The sequence below is a fragment of the Methylobacterium aquaticum genome (genome assembly GCF_001043915.1).
Lineage (GTDB): Bacteria > Pseudomonadota > Alphaproteobacteria > Rhizobiales > Beijerinckiaceae > Methylobacterium > Methylobacterium aquaticum.
The window spans coordinates 1-15,868 of sequence record NZ_LABX01000256.1 but is presented as its reverse complement, the minus strand read 5'-3'; the positions used below and the strand labels follow the sequence as shown (position 1 = coordinate 15,868).

Below are 15,868 nucleotides of genomic sequence, written 5' to 3'. Positions count from 1 at the left end.
ATCTCCGGTGCGGATGACGGTCCGGAAGCGGCCGCCCCCGGACCGGGAGGGATCAGGCGCCGATTCCGGGGGCGTAGCCGAAGGCGACGGCGGGAGCGGCGGCGGTCTCGACCCAGACGCTCTTGACCTGGGTGTATTCGTGCAGCGCCTCGAGGCCGCTGGAGCGGCCGTAGCCGCTCTTCCCCGAGCCGCCGAAGGGCGAGGAGACGTGGATCGTCTTGTAGGCGTTGATCCAGAAGGTGCCGGCCCGCACCGCCGCCGCGACCCGGTGGGCGCGGCCGACGTCGCGGGTCCAGACCGCGCCGGCGAGGCCGAAGTCGGAATCGTTGGCGATCGCCACCGCCTCCGCTTCCGTGTCGAACGGGATCACCGTCACCACCGGCCCGAAGATCTCGGTGCGGGCGCAGTCCATGGCGTTGTCGGCCTGGGCCAGGATCGTCGGGCGGACGTAGTAGCCGCCATCCGCCGGCGTGCCGTCGCTGCCGGCGGCGAGCTGCGCGCCCTGGTCGAGGCCGCCGCGGATCATCGCCAGCACGTGGCGGTACTGGGTGGCGTTGTTGATCGGTCCGACCTCGGTCTCGGGGTCGAGCGGATCGCCGACGCGGATGCGCGCGGCGCCCGCCGCCAGCATGGCGACGAAGCGGTCATGGACCGACCGCTCGACGAGGAGCCGCGAGCCGGCGACGCAGGACTGGCCGGCGCCCGCGAAGATCGCCGCTTGGGCGCCCAGGCAGGCCCGCTCCAGGTCGGCATCGGCGAAGACGATGTTGGCCGACTTGCCGCCGAGTTCGAGCACGCAGGGCTTGAGGTGGCGCGCCGCGGCCTCCGCGATCTTCGCGCCGGTGGCCGGCGACCCGACGAAGACCACCTTCGCCACCGCACGCTCGGCCAGCGCCGCCTGGCCGGTGGTGTGGCCGTAGCCGGACAGCACGTTGACGGTTCCCGCCGGCAGCCCGGCCCGCTCGGCCAGCGCCGCCACGGCGAGCGAGGTGAGGGGGGTCAGCTCGGACGGCTTGAGCAGCACCGCGTTGCCGGCGGCGAGCGCCGGGGCGAGCTGCCAGCCGCAGGTGAAGGCCGGGGCGTTCCAGGGGGTGACCTGGAGCACGACGCCGAGGGGCTCGCGGCGGGTGTAGTTGAGGTGGCCGGTCGGGACCGGGATCACCTCGCCGTGCAGCTTGTCGGCCCAGCCGGCGTAATATTCGAACATCTCCGCGACCTTGGTCGCCTCGACGCGGCAATCGCGGATCGGCTTGCCGGCGTTCAGCGCCTCGAGCCGGGCGAGCGGCTCGATCTCGGCCCGGATCGTGCGGGCGATCTCCTGCATCACCCGGCCGCGGGCGGCGCCGGTCAGCGCCGCCCAGCGGGCCTGGGCGGCGAGCGCCGCCCGGGCGGCCTCGGCGGCGACGGGGGCGCCGGCATCCGGGTATTCGGCCAGCATCAGGCCGGTGGCGGGATCGACGAGGCGGATGGTCTCGCCGGTGCCCGGCACGAGGCGGCCGTTCACCCAGGAGCCGATGGCGGTCGCGTCGGGGAAGAACGGGCGCAGGAGGGCGGCAAGCGCCTGGGAGCGGGTCTCGGTCATGGCTGGGGCTTTCTGGATCAGGCGAGCTGGAGCGTGACGATGGCGTTGAAGTCGGCGTCGTCCGGGATCTCGGCGCTCTCGCGCCACAACTGGCCGACCTGGGCGGAGAGCGGCAGGTCGAGGGCGAGTGCGCCGATCAGGCTCTCGGCCAGGCGCACGTCCTTGCGCATCAGCTTCATGGTGAAGCCGGAATCGAAGGCGCCGTTCAGCACCCAGGTCGGGAAGTTCACCTGCGTGACGCCGCTGCGGCCCGAGCCGGCATTGATCCCGGCGAGCAGCCGCGCCGGCTCGACGCCGGCTTCCTTCGCCATCCGCACCGCCTCCGCGGCGGTGATGAGGTGGGCGGCGCAGAGCAGGTTGTTGGCGAGCTTGGTGACGTGGCCGGCGCCGACGCCGCCGACATGAACCCGCGTCGCGCTCATGGCGGCGAGGACCGGCTCGGCCCGGGCCAAGGCCGCGTCGCTGCCGCCGAGCACCATCGTCAGGGTGGCGGCATGCGCTCCCTTCGGGCCGCCGCTCACCGGAGCGTCGATCAGGTCGATGCCGGCCGGCTCGAGGGCCGCCGCGATGCGCCGCGTGACGGCGGGATCCGAGGTCGAGGTGTCGACGATCAGGAGGCCGGTCTCCTGGGCGCGCGAGAGCGGCCCGTCGGCGCCGAGCAGCACCGCCTCCACCACCTCGGAGGTCGGCAGCGACAGCACCACCGCGTCGCAGTCCCGCCACAGGGCCGGCAGGCCCTCCGCGACCGTGATCCCGTCCGCCTCGATCGCCGCGCGGGCGGCCGGCGCGGGATCGTAGCCCACCACCTCGAAACCGCCCCGCCGCAGCGAGAGGGCCATGCCCCGGCCCATGTTGCCGAGCCCGACGACGCCGATCGTGTGCATGTCCGATGGTCTCCCGGATCGGCGCCCGGATCCGTGCCGCGGCGCCCTCTGGGAGCCGGAGACTGAGGCCGATCGGTGTTGAGCGGAACGACGTTGGCGAGTATTTTGCGTTGACTTGCCGGCAACGCACCCGGTGAGCGGGAGGGACAACACGATGCATCCCAGCCTCGACGAGCGCTGCCTGCGCTATTTCGCGGAGGCGGTCGGCTGCGGCTCGGTCCGCGCGGCGGCCGACAAGCTCAACGTCAACGCCTCGGCGGTGAGCCGCCAGATCGTCCAGATGGAGGGGCAGCTCGCCACGCCGCTGATCGAGCGCCACCGCCGCGGGGTGCGGGCGACCCCGGCTGGCTCGCTCCTCCTCGACTATTACCGGCGCCAGACTTCCGACCGGCAGGACATCCTGGCCAAGCTCACCGAGCTGAAGGGCCTGCGCCGTGGGCATATCGACGTGGTTTTGGGCGAGGGCTTCGTCGGCGACCTGATGTCGGGCCTGCTCCAGGGCTTCTGGGCCCGCCACCCCGACCTGACCATGACCCTCGACCTCGCTGCGACCAACGACGTGGTGCGCCGGGTCGTCGAGGACGAGGCGCATCTCGGCCTCGTCTACAACCCGCCGCCGGAGCCGCGCCTGCGCACCCACCTGGCGATGCCGCACCCGATCCGGGTGCTGGTGCGGGCCGATCACCCCCTCGCCGCCCATCCGGTCCCGGTCCGCCTCGCCGATCTGTCGGGCCACCGCCTCGGGACGATGCATCCGGCCTTCGGCATCCGGCAGATCATCGCCGCCGCCGAGCAGGCCGAGGGCGTGCGGCTCGAACCGGCGCTGATCACCGGCTCGATCGGCGTGCTCAAGCAATTCGCCGCCTCCGGCACCGGCGTGACGTTGCTGCCGGCCTTCTGCGCCGCCCAGGAGATCGCCGAGGGTGTGCTGGTGGCCCTGCCGCTCGCCGATCCGGGGCTGGACGGCGTCGAGGCCCGGATCGTCACCCGCCTCGGCCGCCAGCTCTCGCCCGCGGCCGCCAAGCTCCTCCAGCATCTCGCCCGCGGCATGGCGGGGGAAGGGCGGGAGGCGCGGCGCGGCGCCCTGTCGTCGCGATGAGGCGGAGACCTGCGTGCCGAGACGTCCCGGGCCCGGCAAGGCGCGGGACGCCGCGCGGGCCGGAGGGAGCGGGTCTGGAGCACTTCACGATCGCATTGCCATCGCGACGCTTCTCTCGCTGTTTGATTTCGCCGCATTTTCTACGACGAACCGGTATCCGCTTCGTCGGAAAATGCTCTAACCGGCGGTGACTTGCGCTTGCATGTCTGTGCAGCGGATCGCGGCGCGTCCGTCTTACCTGGTTCCTGACGCCAGCCTTGTGCGTAGATTATGAGGTTTGACTTCTTAACACGCTCTCATGATTGGGTTAGGAGCCTGGAAAAACCTTCGTTTTTCGTACACATCGTCTCGTCGCGGCAGGCTTTCAGGATGCGCCTTCACGACAATACGGACGTGCGCCGCACAGCACCATACGGACGCTCCGCCCGAAACACGTTCGCCTGCAGACCGGCGATCCACTGCCGTCCCCCCACCGTCACCTCGAGGTAGGTCAACGCGCGCTCCAAATGTGATGAAACGCTGCTCCAGAAAAACTCAGGATAGCGTTCCACCAAATCAGCGGGCGAGGTATAACCGAGCTTGGCGTTGATACCAACTTCCTCGAATTCATGGTAGAGCGCATTGGCTTTGCGCAGGTAAAGCGGATCACCCATCTGCCCGATTAGGTCGGCAGCCCGCACAAGGCGCGCCTCTTCGACGAGCACGCCGTCAGCGGTGCTCGCCCCAGCCGGGAAGCGGGTGTGCTCAATGGCCTGCACGATGCGCGAGGCGTCCAGCAACTCCGATTGACCAAGCCGCGCCCGCACGAACAGCTTGGAGCGCTCCACGTGATACGGCGTCAGAGCGGCATCTGAGGCGCCACGCTGCAGCACAACGCGTTGACCCGCCTCATCGACGACGTAGCCGTCGGTGACCGAGTCACCCTTGAGGATACCGCGCACATAGCCGATGTCGTGCATCAGGCAGGCGACCAGCAGGTGGGCCCAGTCAGCGGGTGTGATCGGTTCCAGCAGCGTGCGGCCACGCAGGATCTCGAGGCCGACCTGGGTGACCAGCAGGGTGTGCTCGAGGTCGTGGTAGAGCGCGTCGGAGTTGGCCAGACACTCGAGCGCGAGGCGGGCGACCGAGCTCACGGTCTCGGCGAGCGGCGCCTGCGTTGCCCCGAAGGTGTTCTGCAACTCCGCAGCCAGGTGGTCGCCGAGCGCCTTCGCGGCGAGCGTGGCAGTCGTGATCATCGCTGTCATGACGTGCGGGGCCGCATCCACGAGTGATGGAGAACCTCAGCCATCTGCTCGAGAGACGTGCCGCGCATCGCGTAGCCCATGACGTCCGGCTGCTCGATCCGCGCTGCATTCTTCTCAGCCGAACACGCAGCCCAGGGGGAGAGCCGCACGGTCATGGCTGCGAGCCACGGGGTCGCCGCCTCAGGCGAGGGACTGGACGAGTGATCTGGCATGAGACGAACCTTCCTCAAACAAAGCGCTCGCATTCTACTCAGCCACACACTGATCACGGCAGACGGTCCGGCAACCCTAAGCAAAATTTCTCGGATCACGCATAGCGCATTTTCAACAAAAAACAACGCTCATTCGAGCAGACAGCAAAATGCATTTGATAGTCTGATTCCTTACCGAATATTTGCCGGCTACAGATAATCTGCCGCGATACGACAGTTGTATGACAGGTCGGCTATCGCTACGCCTGTGGGGTCCGATTCCCCTTTGTGCTCAACCTATCAGGAGGCATCATGAGCGCCCTTCAGGCTATCGCCAAAACCGTGGCGGCCCTCGCCGCGCCAAATTTGAAACCCAAGGAGCTGATCGCCGCAGTCCGCAAGCAACACCCCGATGCATCCAAGAAGGAAATCAGCCGGGGGGCGTTTCTCGCCATGATCCAGGCAGCCGACGGCGACCCGGACCGCGCCCGTCGCGTGCACGAGATGGCGCTGGCCTCGCGCGGCGACCACGCCGAGGATGACCCCGCTAGTCAGGCGACGCCTATCCCTGCGCCGAAACGCAAGAAGGGCAAGCTCTAAGCGCCAGAGCTATTGGAGCATGCAAATGTGCAGCGCTGAACCATATACTTAGCACAGAATTGATTGGCGCTGTATGGCTTTCTTAATAAAAACGATTGTTCTCACAAAAATAATCTAAAATCCTGGGAGAAAAAGCCCAAGAAGGCAGGCTAACTCTAACATCGTTAGGGCTCGCTGACTCTTGCAAGCGCTGCTGTGCCGCAGCAAGCGGACATTCTTTGCTGCAATGCACAAATTGTTGGCATCCGGTGTCATGCATATGCGGGCGGCGCCAAATGAACCCGCCGCTTTCTCGCCCAACAGCTTCATCAAGGCTATCGCAGTGGCCTGTCTCGGGACGAGTTTTCGTAGCATCGAACGATCACAGCAAGGAGCCGGAACAGCAGGGTCATCTTGACGCTCACTCCCGCACGGGCGAGGGCACCCCCGAGAACTGGGGCGACAGCCGAGAACCCATCGCGACACCGCTAAAGCCACACGCTGGATCAGCACCAGCATCGTCGGCGCGCCCGGCATCGGGACGAGGCTCGACACAAGGGGGCTGAGGCGTCGGATTGCGGGACCGCCGCGGCCGACCGCGCCGAGCTTGCCGCGACAGCCGTGCTCGCTCCAGGCGAGGTCCTGGAGGTCGGGATCAGTGCGCGCCGCGACCAGCCGGTCGGCGGGCTCGGCGAGGCTCAGGATCGGGCGGGCAGAGGTGACGGTCGGGGAGGGGGGAGAGCATCACCGGGCGGATCTTTGCCTGCGCCAGCGAGGCCCAACGCTGCGGGTTGCCGAGGATGAACTCGACCAGCGTCTCGGGCGTCGCCACGTTGCCCGCGACGTCGCCCGCGAACCGGTTTGCCGCGAGCGCCCCGAAGCTGAAGCCCGAATGCGACGTCGCCGGGTCGGTGGTGGTGTTCACCACGCGCCCGAACAGATCCGGCACGCCGAGGTCGCGCCGGGAGACGCCCTTGACCCGGAGAGCAGCGTGCGTGCGCACGCTGTCCTGCGCGCCGTGCATCCTCAGGCCCGCAAGCGTGCTGGCCGCCGTCGCCGCGCCTCACGCCTCGCCGGACAGGCGCGCGATCAAGGTCTCGTAGTCCGGTGCGGCGGGAGTCACACCGGCCTCTCCCTCGACATTGTGGTCGACGAAGACGATTCCGGGCTTTCCGCCGCCGCGATAGTCGAAGGCGAACCGGTTGCCGCCGGTGTCGTCGCTGAACGGAACCAGCCCGGGCGGGTAGGCGGCCCGGATGTCCTCGAACGCCGAGACGAGGTCGTAGGACCGGGCTTCCTCGTCCTCGACCCGATCGGGCTGGACCACGTAGAGGTAGACGCCCAGGCGTTCCGGGCGGCCATTGTCCAGGACGATGCGGTCGGGCCGGCGCGTATGCCCCTGATGCGTCTCGACATCGTGCCAATAGGCATCGGGCAGCCGGTGGCCGACGGTATCCTCGATGCGCCGCCGGTCGTCCCCGGTCGGGCGGGGGAACGCGAAATCCAGGTAGTCGATCCACTCGGCGCTCATTCGCCGCCTCCCCACAGAGCTTCACCCCCGGTGTGCTGGTAGGCTTCGTGGATCCCCCGCGGGACCAGGATCAACTCGCCCGGATTCTCGGTGTGGTGCCAGGTCCATCCCTTCGGCGACGCATCCGCATCGCGGCCGATCGACGCCCGGATCTGGTCGATCTGCGTCCCGGTGAGGCCTGCCCGGCTCAGCTGGTTGTCGCCTCCGGAGTCGAGATCGGCCAGGAGCTGCCTGTTCGCCTCCGCGAAATGGGTCGGCCGACCGGCATCGTACAGGTCCGAGCCGATGGCAGCCCGGAAGACGGAGGGAAATTGCGGGAATCCCGCGTCGCTGTAGCGGATGCCGCCGGCATACTGCGCCCGTACCTCGGCCGACAATTGCCCGAGGCCCTGGTCGAACCGCTCCACCGAGCGGTCGCCGTTGGCGGCCTCGGCCCGTAGCTGGTCGCGGGTGAAGAGGGAGCCGGCGTGGATCGCGTTCCGCGGCAGGCGTCCGTTGACGAGCTGGAGCGTGCCCGGGCGCGTCTGTTCCAGGCGCGCATTGTCGTTGTCGCCCCGGAGCGCGTAGGCCGGCAGCTTGTCGGCGAGCTCCGGCCGCCGGGCCGCGACCTCGAGGGCGCCGTTCGGGCCGACCTTCCAGACATACTGGTTGGACAGGCCCTCCGGCAGGGTGTCGAAGAGGCGCTCGACGCCCTGCTGGCGCGCAAGGGCGAGGCCGGTGCTCGGGCCGTCGACCGTCGCGTCGGCGGGATCGCGCGCGAAGGAGGCGACCTTCTCGGACAGCTGGTCGATATAGGCGCGGTCGGCGTCGACGTCGGCCTCGATCTGCGCGCGGGTGCGCCCGTCGAGGGCCGGGTCCTCGAGCGCCCGGGCCTGGCTCGCGAGCCGCTCGTTGATCTTGCCGATGTCGATGCGGGCGTTGTGGCCGACGCTGCCCGGGCCGGGCTCGCCGGTGCGGCGGAACAGGCGGTCGATCTGGCCCTCGAGCGTGACGCCGCGCTGGATCGCCTGTGCGGTCTCCGTGTGCAGGCGGATGTCTTCCGCACTCGCCCCCGGCGCGTGCCGGACGCCCCGCACCACGCCGGTCGCCGGATCGACGTCGATCTTGGCGGCATTGCCGGGGAGGCTCGCATCCACGGCGACCGGCGGCGGGTTTGCCGCCAGGATGGCCTCGCGCACCGTCACGGGGTTGAACATGTCGCCGGGGTTGCGGGTGCCCGACGCCCGCAGGCCGACGCCCGCGCCGACGCCCCAGAAGCCCATCTGGAGGATCGAGGTGGCGCGCTCCTCCCCGCTCATCCGGTCCCAGTTCCGCGCGGTGGCGATGCCCTGGTCGGCGACCGCCGCGGTGTCGAGGGCGAAGGCGCCGGCCTGGGCGTAGCCGTGCAGCGAGGCTTCCAGCGGCGCCACCGCCCGTCCCGCCTGGCCGAGCTGCGACAGGCGCGCCGCGCTGCCGAAGGCGCCGAGCGAGGCGACGTTGGCGCCGAGACTGAGCCACAGGCCGCGGGCCTCGGCATCGGTGACCGGGTTCAGCGACTGGCCGTGCTGGCCGCGGTCCAGAAGCTCGCTTCCGGAGCGGTAGGCGCCCCAGGCGCCGGCGCCGACCGCCACCGCGGTGGCGCCGACCACGACCGGCGTCGCCAGGCCGCCCGTGCCGACGATCAGCACGCCGCCTGCGACGATGCCGCCGACGAGCGCGGCCTTGTCCAGGATTCCGGCGACGTGCTCGCCAAAGGTATCGACGGTCTTCGGCGTGTTGCCCTGGCCGAGTGCGACCCGGCCGTCCGGCCCGGCGGCGAGGTGGCCGCCCTCCGGATAGACCTGGGTGCCCGGCGGCAGGGCGTTGTGGGTGCGCCAATCCTCGAAATCGTCGTAGGCCCGGCCGGTATTGTCGACGTAGCGCTCGGCTCCCGACGGGTCGGTGACGCGGAACAGGGGCAGCTGGACCGGGCCGGTCGTGCCGTCCGAGTAGGTCACGGGCAGCACCGTGACGATCGCCGGCCCGTCGCCCGCGATCGCGCGGATCTGGTCGGCCACCGCCTTGACCGGCTCCGCCGCGTCGCCGCTGGCGTAGAAGTTGAATGCCCCTCGCGCCGCGGCGGCTTCGGCCTCGGCGGGATCGGTGCCCGGCGGCAGCGCCGGCGGCAGGCCCATGGCGGTGCCGACGGTGTTGTCGAGGTCGTTCCCCGCGAGGGCGACGGGTGCGTCGCCGCGGGCGTCGAGGTATTGCCGCGCGCTCGCCTGGGCGGACGGCGCGATGATCGCCGGGTTGGTCCAGGGATCGTCGGTCCGCTCCAGCACCGCGCCGGTCACCGCGGGATCCGCCCGCACGGTCGCGAGGGCGTTCACCCGCGTCTCCAGCGGCGGGCCGTCCTCGCCGCCCGCGCCGAGCAGGCGCCGGCCCTGGTCCGTGGCGAGGATGCCGGTCAGGCGTTCCGCGTCGCGGGCGGCGGCTCCCGCATCGTCCGGGTTCCACTCCCGTGCCAACGCCGCGCCCATGGCGCGCCGCATCGCCGGATCGGCGTAGGCCGAGGCCGGTGTCGCCGCGAAGGCGTTCTGGACGACGCTGCTGCGCGCCTCGCTCGGGGCGCCGCCCTCCAGCGCCTCGAGGGTGCGGACAAGTGGCGAACCGCCCGCCGTGACGACCCCGCCGGCCGTGAGCCCGTCGCCGCCGGCCAGCGTCCGCGCGAGACCGCCCGCGCCCTCGGGGCCGAGCGCCTCGGTCATCGACCGCAACCGGCCGGGCGCGGCCGGATCGTCGGCCTGGCCGGCCGCCCGCACCGCGTTGTTGGCGTAGCCTTGCGCCCGGGCGCGGTTCTCCCAGTTCCCATCCGGCCGGTCCGGGTCGAACGGCGTCTCGTGGGTGATCGCCGCGGCGCGGGCGGCGAGGCGCTCGCCGACGAGGGTCCGGCTGTCGGGGTCGTCGGCCAGCGCGTCCACCAGCCGCGCCGGCCCGCTCGCGCCGTCGCCGCGCCCGGCCTCCCAGCGCGCGATCATCCGGTCGGCGAGCGCCCGCTGCTCGCCCGCGTCCAACGGCCCGAGTTCCGAGCGGCCGGCGAGCGCGTCGCGCACCTTGTCGCTCGACTCGGTGCCGCCGAAGCCGAGGACGCCGCCGCTCTGGTCCGATTTCGCGTCGACCCAGCCGGCGATCGCCGCCCGGCGCTCGGGCGAGACCGGGTCGGCCGGCGGTATGGCGGATTCGGTGGCAGCCTGGGACGCAGGCTCGTTCTCGTTGGCGCCCGCGGGCCCGGCGGCCGGCGCGAATGCCTGCTTCTCCTCGGGTCTTTCCGCGGGTTTTGGCGGCGTCGCCGGGGCGGCGTGCCGCGGGGCGACGGAAGCGGTCGAGGCCATGCTCGGTCTCCTCGTGCGAGCGGGGCGCCGCCCCGGGTTGTGTCGCGCCTAAGCAGATTTCGCCGAAGTGGTCACCGGTTCGGCGATAAAAATCTGCGATAAAACAAGAACCTAAGCGGGCGAAGCGGTGGCCTGCCAACGCAAGCCTGCTTGGCGACCCGCGAGGGTCGGGACGCGGGGGGGTGTCGCTCAGCCCGCCGCGGCGGCGAGCGCGTCTTGCGCGCCGGGGCGCGCCTTGACCTGCGCCTTCGGGGCGGGCTTCGGCGCGGCCTGCGAGCGCGACAGGTTGATGGAGCCGACCGGCTGGATCGTGAACTCGTCGGCGAGGTCCTGGTAGGACAGCACCGCGATCCCGATGCCGTTGCGGGACAGGAAGCCGCGCACGAAGCGGCGGATGTCCATGGAGGCGAGCAGGACCGGGCGCCCGGCCTCGTCCGCTCCGTTGCGGGGGCCCAAGCCCTCCTGGATGCGGCGCATCTGCGCGAGCAGCGCCTCGGAGGCCCGTTCGTCGAGCACGAGATAGGGACCGACCGCGGTGTCGCGCACGGCGGCGCGCACCGTTTCCTCGGCCTCGCGCTCCATCACGTAGGCCGCCACCATCTTGTGGCCGTTGGCGTGGCGGTGGCAGATCTGGCGCTTGAGGCCGGAGCGGACATACTCGGCGAGCAGCATCGGGTTCTGCTCGCGCTCGCCCCATTCGGCGAGCGATTCCAGCAGGATGCGGGTGTTGCGCATCGGGATGCCCTCGTCGAGGAGGCGGCGCAGCACCTCTGCGACCCGCGGCACCGGCACCGAGCGCAGCACCTCCTTGACGAGGTCGCCGTAGCCCGCCTCCATCCGCGCGAGCAGGGCCCGGGTCTCCTGGATGCCGACGAAGCGGCCGGCATGCCGCGTGAGCACGGCGCGCACCCGGGCGGCGATCACGCCCGCCGCGTCGTGGTAGCCGATGCCGGCCTCGTCGAGCGCGGGCGCGCGGGCGGCCTCGATCAGCACCGGCGCCTCCGACCCCGCCTCGCGGGTGAAGGGGATCCCGGCGAGTTCGAGATTGGCCGCGTCGTCGTCGAGGACGAGCCGGTCGGGACGGACATGGCCGCTCTCGACCGGCACACCCTCGACGTCGAGGCGGAACTCGCCCTCGGCGAGCGTCGGGTCGACGGTCGAGCCGACCTCGGGGATCAGCACACCGAGATCGGTCGAGACGTGGCTCCGCGTCCGGGCGATCGCCCGGGCGAGGGCCTGCGCGTCGATGCGCTCGATCAGGCCGGGGGCGAGGTTGAGCATCACCGGCACGACCTCGGCGGGCAGTGCGGGCTTGCCCGCGCGACGCGCCGCCTCGCTCTCCTCCTGGGCCGCCTCTGTCGCCTCCGGCATGGGCTTGCGGCGCAGGCTCGCCGCGGCGAAGACGAGGGCGAGCACGAGGAAGACCGGGGCCGGGAAGCCCGGAATCGCCGCCATGCCGAGCAGCACGGCGGCGGCCAGCCGCAGGGCCCGCGGGTCGGAGACCAGCTGCTCGGCGATGTCGCGCCCGAGCGCGATGTCGCGCCCGCCGGTGACGCGGGTCACGATGGTGCCGGCGGTGAGCGAGAGCAGCAGCGCCGGGATCTGCGCGATCAGCGCGTCGCCGATCGACAGCAGGGTGTATTCGTGCAGCGCCTGGCCCGCCGGCATGCCGCGGGTCAGCATGCCGATGGCGAGCCCGCCGATCATGTTGACGGCGATGACGACGAGGCCCGCGATGGCATCGCCCTTCACGAACTTCATCGCGCCGTCCATCGCGCCGTAGAGCTGGCTCTCGCGCTCCAGGGTGACGCGGCGGGCCTTGGCTTGCGCCTGGTCGATGTCGCCGTTCCGGAGTTCGGCGTCGATCGCCATCTGCTTGCCGGGCAGGGCGTCGAGGGTGAAGCGCGCGCCCACCTCCGCCACGCGCTCGGCGCCCTTGGCGATGACGATGAACTGCACCAGCGTGATGATGAGGAACACCACGAGCCCGACGATCAGGTTCCCCGAGATCACGAACTCGCCGAAGGTGCGGATGATCTCGCCCGCGTCGCCCTCGGCCAGGATCAGGCGCGAGGTGGTGATGGTGAGCGCGAGGCGGAACACCGTCGAGATCAGGATGATGCCGGGCAGGGCCGAGAAGTCGAGCGGGCTCAGCACGTAGAGCGCCACCATCAGCAGCAGCACCGAGAAGCCGAGGTTGAACGCGATCAAGGTGTCGACGAGCAGGTGCGGCATCGGCAGCACCATCATGGCGATCGCCAGGATCACCACGAGGGCGACGGCGATGTCGGGGCTCGCCGGCAGGCGGCGCAGGGTGGTCTTCAGGGTGGCGATCACGCGGCGATCTCCCGGTTCGGTGTCCGGCCGCGCCGTGCCGCCACGAAGCGGCGGAAGGTGGCCCGGCCCTCGTCGAGGCGGCCGGCGAGCCGCAGGGCCTGGCTGCGCAGGAGCAGCAGCGGTGCGGGCGGGTCCCCGTCCTCCGCGTCGTCCCGGAGGTCCTCCAGCCGGTCGAGGGCGTCGAGCGCGCCAGCGCCGTCGCCGGTCGCGACCCGGGCATAGGCCATGAGCCGCAGGACCCCCGCATCGGCCGGCGCCTCCCGCAGGACGAGGTCGAGCAGCGTCACGGCCTGGGAACCGTCGCCGACGCCGAGCGCCACGTAGGCGAGGGCGCAGAGCAGGTCGCGCTGCTCGCGGGCGATCAGCGGCGTGCGGTCTGGCGGGGCGGCGAGGGGGCGGGCGCGCGCCGGGACCGGCAGGGCGTGACCGGGTTCCCGGTCGTGAGTTGCGTCGACCATGGCGCTCATCCCTCCACCAGCGCGTTGCGCCCGGCCCGGAGCAGGGCGAGGCGGCGTAGCTCGCGATGGACGACGAGCGCGCCCTCGCGGACCACGCCGTCGCCGCCCTCCGCCGCGAGCCCGTCGGCCAGATCCTCCAGCAGCGCCCGGTGACGCTCGGCCCGCAGCACCTCGGGGTGATGCAGGCGCGGCATGACGAAGCGGAACAGGGCGCGCGAGAGGCTCGACCCCTCGAATCCGTCCGCGGCCGGTCCGGCGGCGCTGTCGGCGATGGCGCGACGCGCCTCGCTCAGCTGCACGCGGGTGACGGCGTCGACGCCGCCGGCCGCCAGCATCGCGTCGATGGCGGCATCGAGCGGCATGCCCTCCTCGGCCGGCCCGCGCGCGTGATCGCCGCGGGCATTCCGCTCGCCGACGCCGTCCACGGCCCCGACCCGCGCGTCCGCGCCCGCCTGGTGGCGGCCGGCGAGGCGATCGCGCTCGAGGGCGTAGGCACCATCGGCGGAGGAGGGGATCGACGAGGTCACGCGGGTGCGGCGGGCCATGATGGATTCCTGATGCGTCTCGTTCCGGCGGGCGCGGCTGCTCTAGGAGCGCAGTCCTCAGATGCGCAGTCCTCAGAAGCGCATGGCGACGAGGCGACCGTCGCGCTCCAGCATCACCCGGTCATGCTCGATCTCGCGCAGGGTCCAGCCGCCATCGACCACGGCGCCCGCGAGGTAGCGCTGGCCGCGGACGACGATGTACGGCTGGGGCCCGCGCCAGACGCCCTCGATGCCGAGCGACGCCGGCAGCTTCTCGGCCTTCACCGCGACGCTGTTGACGAGGGTGACGTCGCCGGCGAAGCGCTCGTCGAACGCCCGTTGCAGCGTTTCCCAGCGGCCGGCCAGCGCCGGCTCGATCGTGCCGCTCGCCGCGACGGCGCCGCCGCTCGCCTTGACGTGGACGTTGAGCAGCCCGGCCTGGGCGGCGTCCTCGCGGAGCGCCTTGGCCGCCGTCTCGACGCCGCCGGGTTTCTGCGGCGGCAGGGCAGGGCCGGAGGCCGGCGCCGGCCGGAGCGTCGACGCCTGCGCGGCAGTGGCGGGTGCCGCAGGATCGGGCGCGGCCGGCGCGGGCTGGCTCGTGGCGGTGGTCGGCGCGCGGCCGCCCTTGCCTGCGCCGTCCTTGCCTGCGCCGGCGACGAGGGCGGCCCCGGAGATCGGGTCGGCCAGCGTGAAGAAGACGGTCGCGGCGAGCAGGCCGGCCGCGGCGAGGCCCGGCACCGCCGGCCGCGCGAGCAGGCGCCGCACCAAGCCGAGCGACGCCACCGCCGGCACCGTCTCCAGGGCCGCGCCGGGCGCGACGTCCCAGGCGAGGGCGACGCCCGCGATCTCGACGACGGTCGGCAGGCGCAGCGTCCGCGCGGCGCCCGCGGGCACCGGCCCGACGCCGGCCACGGTCACGTCCTCGGCCAGCCCCTCGACGCGGATCGTCCGGTCCTGCAGGACGAAAGCCGCGTGCATGGGGGCGAAATCGGGCTCCATCAGCAGGATGTCCGCATCGGGGCCGCTGCCGAGCACGAGCCGGCCCTCGCCCACGTCCTGCGTCACTCCCGCATAGAGCCCCGAACGAATCTCGAGACGGTAGAAGCCGGCCTCGTTGCCGCCGGCCGTCGTCGCGCTGGGCACGTTCGCCTCCTCTGCATGTCCTGGGCCCCAGACCGTTCGGGTCCGGGTGCATCCGCGCCTCGCGCGCCTCGTCCTGCGCGCGCCTCCGGCGCCTGATCCTGCGCGCCTCCCGCGCCTCCCGGGCCGAGGCGCGGGACAGGGCCGCTTGGGCCCCGTCCCGTCGGCAACAATGGCCGAATGGTTCGGCCGCTTACTGCTGCGGCTTCTCCTTGGCGGCGTTCTGCTCGGTGCCGAGCTTGGCCGAGACCATGCGCAGCTCCATGCTCTTCTGCTGTTGCTCCTCGCTCACCTGCTTGAGCTGAGCGAGGTTGGCCGCGAAGCTGTCGCCGCCGCCGCCGGCCGCACCACCCGCAGCGCCGCCGCCCGTCAGAGCGCTGACAGCACCACCCACGAGTCCACCGATTCCACCAGCCATGATCGACTCCTCAATTGGAAGTTGAAAATCCACGTGCGACGATGTCGGGAATTCCGCGTGAGCCGGCCGGCTACGCGAAATCCTCCTCGGTTTCCGACATCGCCTGGTTCATCTCGTCCATCGCGTCGCCTGCGACCTGCATGGCGAACTGGCCGAGCGCGTCCTGGAAAGCCTTGGCCTGCCCGGAATCGCCCCCGCCACCGAGGATGCTTCCGACCGCCCCGCCAACGAGGCCGCCGACCGGACCGCCGAGGGCGGTCCCCGCGATGTTCCCGATTGCTTCGAACATCGTCACTCCTCCTGCGGCCGCTCCCGGTGCCCTGGGGCGAGCGGAAGAGGCCGTCCACACGCTGGGCCGGGCCGCCCGCGCTTGGCGCAGACGATTCGGCACTGCGGCGGCGCTCCGCGGAGGTCCGGGGGCGATCCCCGGCCGCCGCGACGGCGCCACAGGTCAGGACGCTAGAGCATTTTCCGTTCAAGTAGAAATAGCAGAGCTTTCATCTTAGTCTGCATCGTAGCCGGCTGCTGCGA

At 71.5% G+C, this 15,868-nt stretch carries 14 protein-coding genes; 2 read left to right on the top strand and 12 right to left on the bottom strand.

Annotation, left to right across the window (positions count from 1 at the left end):
- Positions 1-52: 52 nt before the first annotated feature.
- Entirely contained in the window at positions 53-1,582 is a 1,530-nt protein-coding gene (locus VP06_RS27990; protein WP_048467085.1) for an aldehyde dehydrogenase family protein, read from the bottom strand.
- Positions 1,583-1,599: 17 nt separating this feature from the next.
- Positions 1,600-2,619, bottom strand: coding sequence for an NAD(P)-dependent oxidoreductase (locus VP06_RS27985; protein WP_280950250.1), 1,020 nt, complete (start codon positions 2,617-2,619; stop codon positions 1,600-1,602).
- A 1-nt stretch (position 2,620) separates the two neighbouring features.
- Between VP06_RS27985 and VP06_RS27980 the strand changes: the two genes are divergently transcribed.
- Positions 2,621-3,565, top strand: coding sequence for a LysR family transcriptional regulator (locus VP06_RS27980; protein ID WP_048467083.1), 945 nt, complete (start codon positions 2,621-2,623; stop codon positions 3,563-3,565).
- Positions 3,566-3,942: 377 nt separating this feature from the next.
- On the opposite strand, the gene VP06_RS27975 is transcribed toward VP06_RS27980, so the two are convergent.
- Complete coding sequence (locus VP06_RS27975) at positions 3,943-4,800, bottom strand: HD domain-containing protein (protein WP_048467113.1); 858 nt, start codon at positions 4,798-4,800, stop codon at positions 3,943-3,945.
- Between the two features lie 512 nt (positions 4,801-5,312).
- Between VP06_RS27975 and VP06_RS27965 the strand changes: the two genes are divergently transcribed.
- Positions 5,313-5,600: a hypothetical protein gene (locus VP06_RS27965; protein ID WP_048467081.1), complete on the top strand. Its 288-nt coding sequence runs from the start codon at positions 5,313-5,315 to the stop codon at positions 5,598-5,600.
- Positions 5,601-6,234: 634 nt separating this feature from the next.
- On the opposite strand, the gene VP06_RS27960 is transcribed toward VP06_RS27965, so the two are convergent.
- The 9 genes from VP06_RS27960 to VP06_RS27920 all read right to left on the bottom strand — a co-directional run bounded on the left by VP06_RS27960 (position 6,235) and on the right by VP06_RS27920 (position 15,626).
- Positions 6,235-6,603, bottom strand: a complete 369-nt coding sequence (locus VP06_RS27960; RefSeq protein WP_048467080.1) for a hypothetical protein — start codon at positions 6,601-6,603, stop codon at positions 6,235-6,237.
- A gap of 39 nt (positions 6,604-6,642) precedes the next feature.
- Complete coding sequence (locus tag VP06_RS27955) at positions 6,643-7,110, bottom strand: SMI1/KNR4 family protein (protein WP_048467079.1); 468 nt, start codon at positions 7,108-7,110, stop codon at positions 6,643-6,645.
- Complete coding sequence (locus VP06_RS33925; protein ID WP_053082071.1) at positions 7,107-10,460, bottom strand: DUF4781 domain-containing protein; 3,354 nt, start codon at positions 10,458-10,460, stop codon at positions 7,107-7,109. The genes VP06_RS27955 and VP06_RS33925 overlap by 4 nt, the downstream gene beginning before the upstream one ends.
- A 189-nt stretch (positions 10,461-10,649) precedes the next feature.
- Complete coding sequence (gene sctV, locus VP06_RS27945; RefSeq protein ID WP_048467078.1) at positions 10,650-12,797, bottom strand: type III secretion system export apparatus subunit SctV; 2,148 nt, start codon at positions 12,795-12,797, stop codon at positions 10,650-10,652.
- Complete coding sequence (gene sctY, locus VP06_RS27940; RefSeq protein ID WP_053082070.1) at positions 12,794-13,255, bottom strand: type III secretion apparatus assembly chaperone SctY; 462 nt, start codon at positions 13,253-13,255, stop codon at positions 12,794-12,796. Before sctY ends, sctV begins: the two co-directional genes overlap by 4 nt.
- Positions 13,256-13,260: 5 nt before the next feature.
- Positions 13,261-13,800, bottom strand: coding sequence for a hypothetical protein (locus VP06_RS33920; protein WP_053082069.1), 540 nt, complete (start codon positions 13,798-13,800; stop codon positions 13,261-13,263).
- A 72-nt stretch (positions 13,801-13,872) separates the two neighbouring features.
- Complete coding sequence (locus tag VP06_RS27930) at positions 13,873-14,922, bottom strand: SctD/MshK family protein (RefSeq protein ID WP_048467077.1); 1,050 nt, start codon at positions 14,920-14,922, stop codon at positions 13,873-13,875.
- A gap of 190 nt (positions 14,923-15,112) precedes the next feature.
- Complete coding sequence (locus VP06_RS27925) at positions 15,113-15,337, bottom strand: hypothetical protein (protein WP_156295815.1); 225 nt, start codon at positions 15,335-15,337, stop codon at positions 15,113-15,115.
- A gap of 70 nt (positions 15,338-15,407) precedes the next feature.
- On the bottom strand, positions 15,408-15,626 hold the full coding sequence (locus tag VP06_RS27920) for a hypothetical protein (protein ID WP_048467075.1): 219 nt from the start codon (positions 15,624-15,626) through the stop codon (positions 15,408-15,410).
- Between the last annotated feature and the right edge of the window lie 242 nt (positions 15,627-15,868).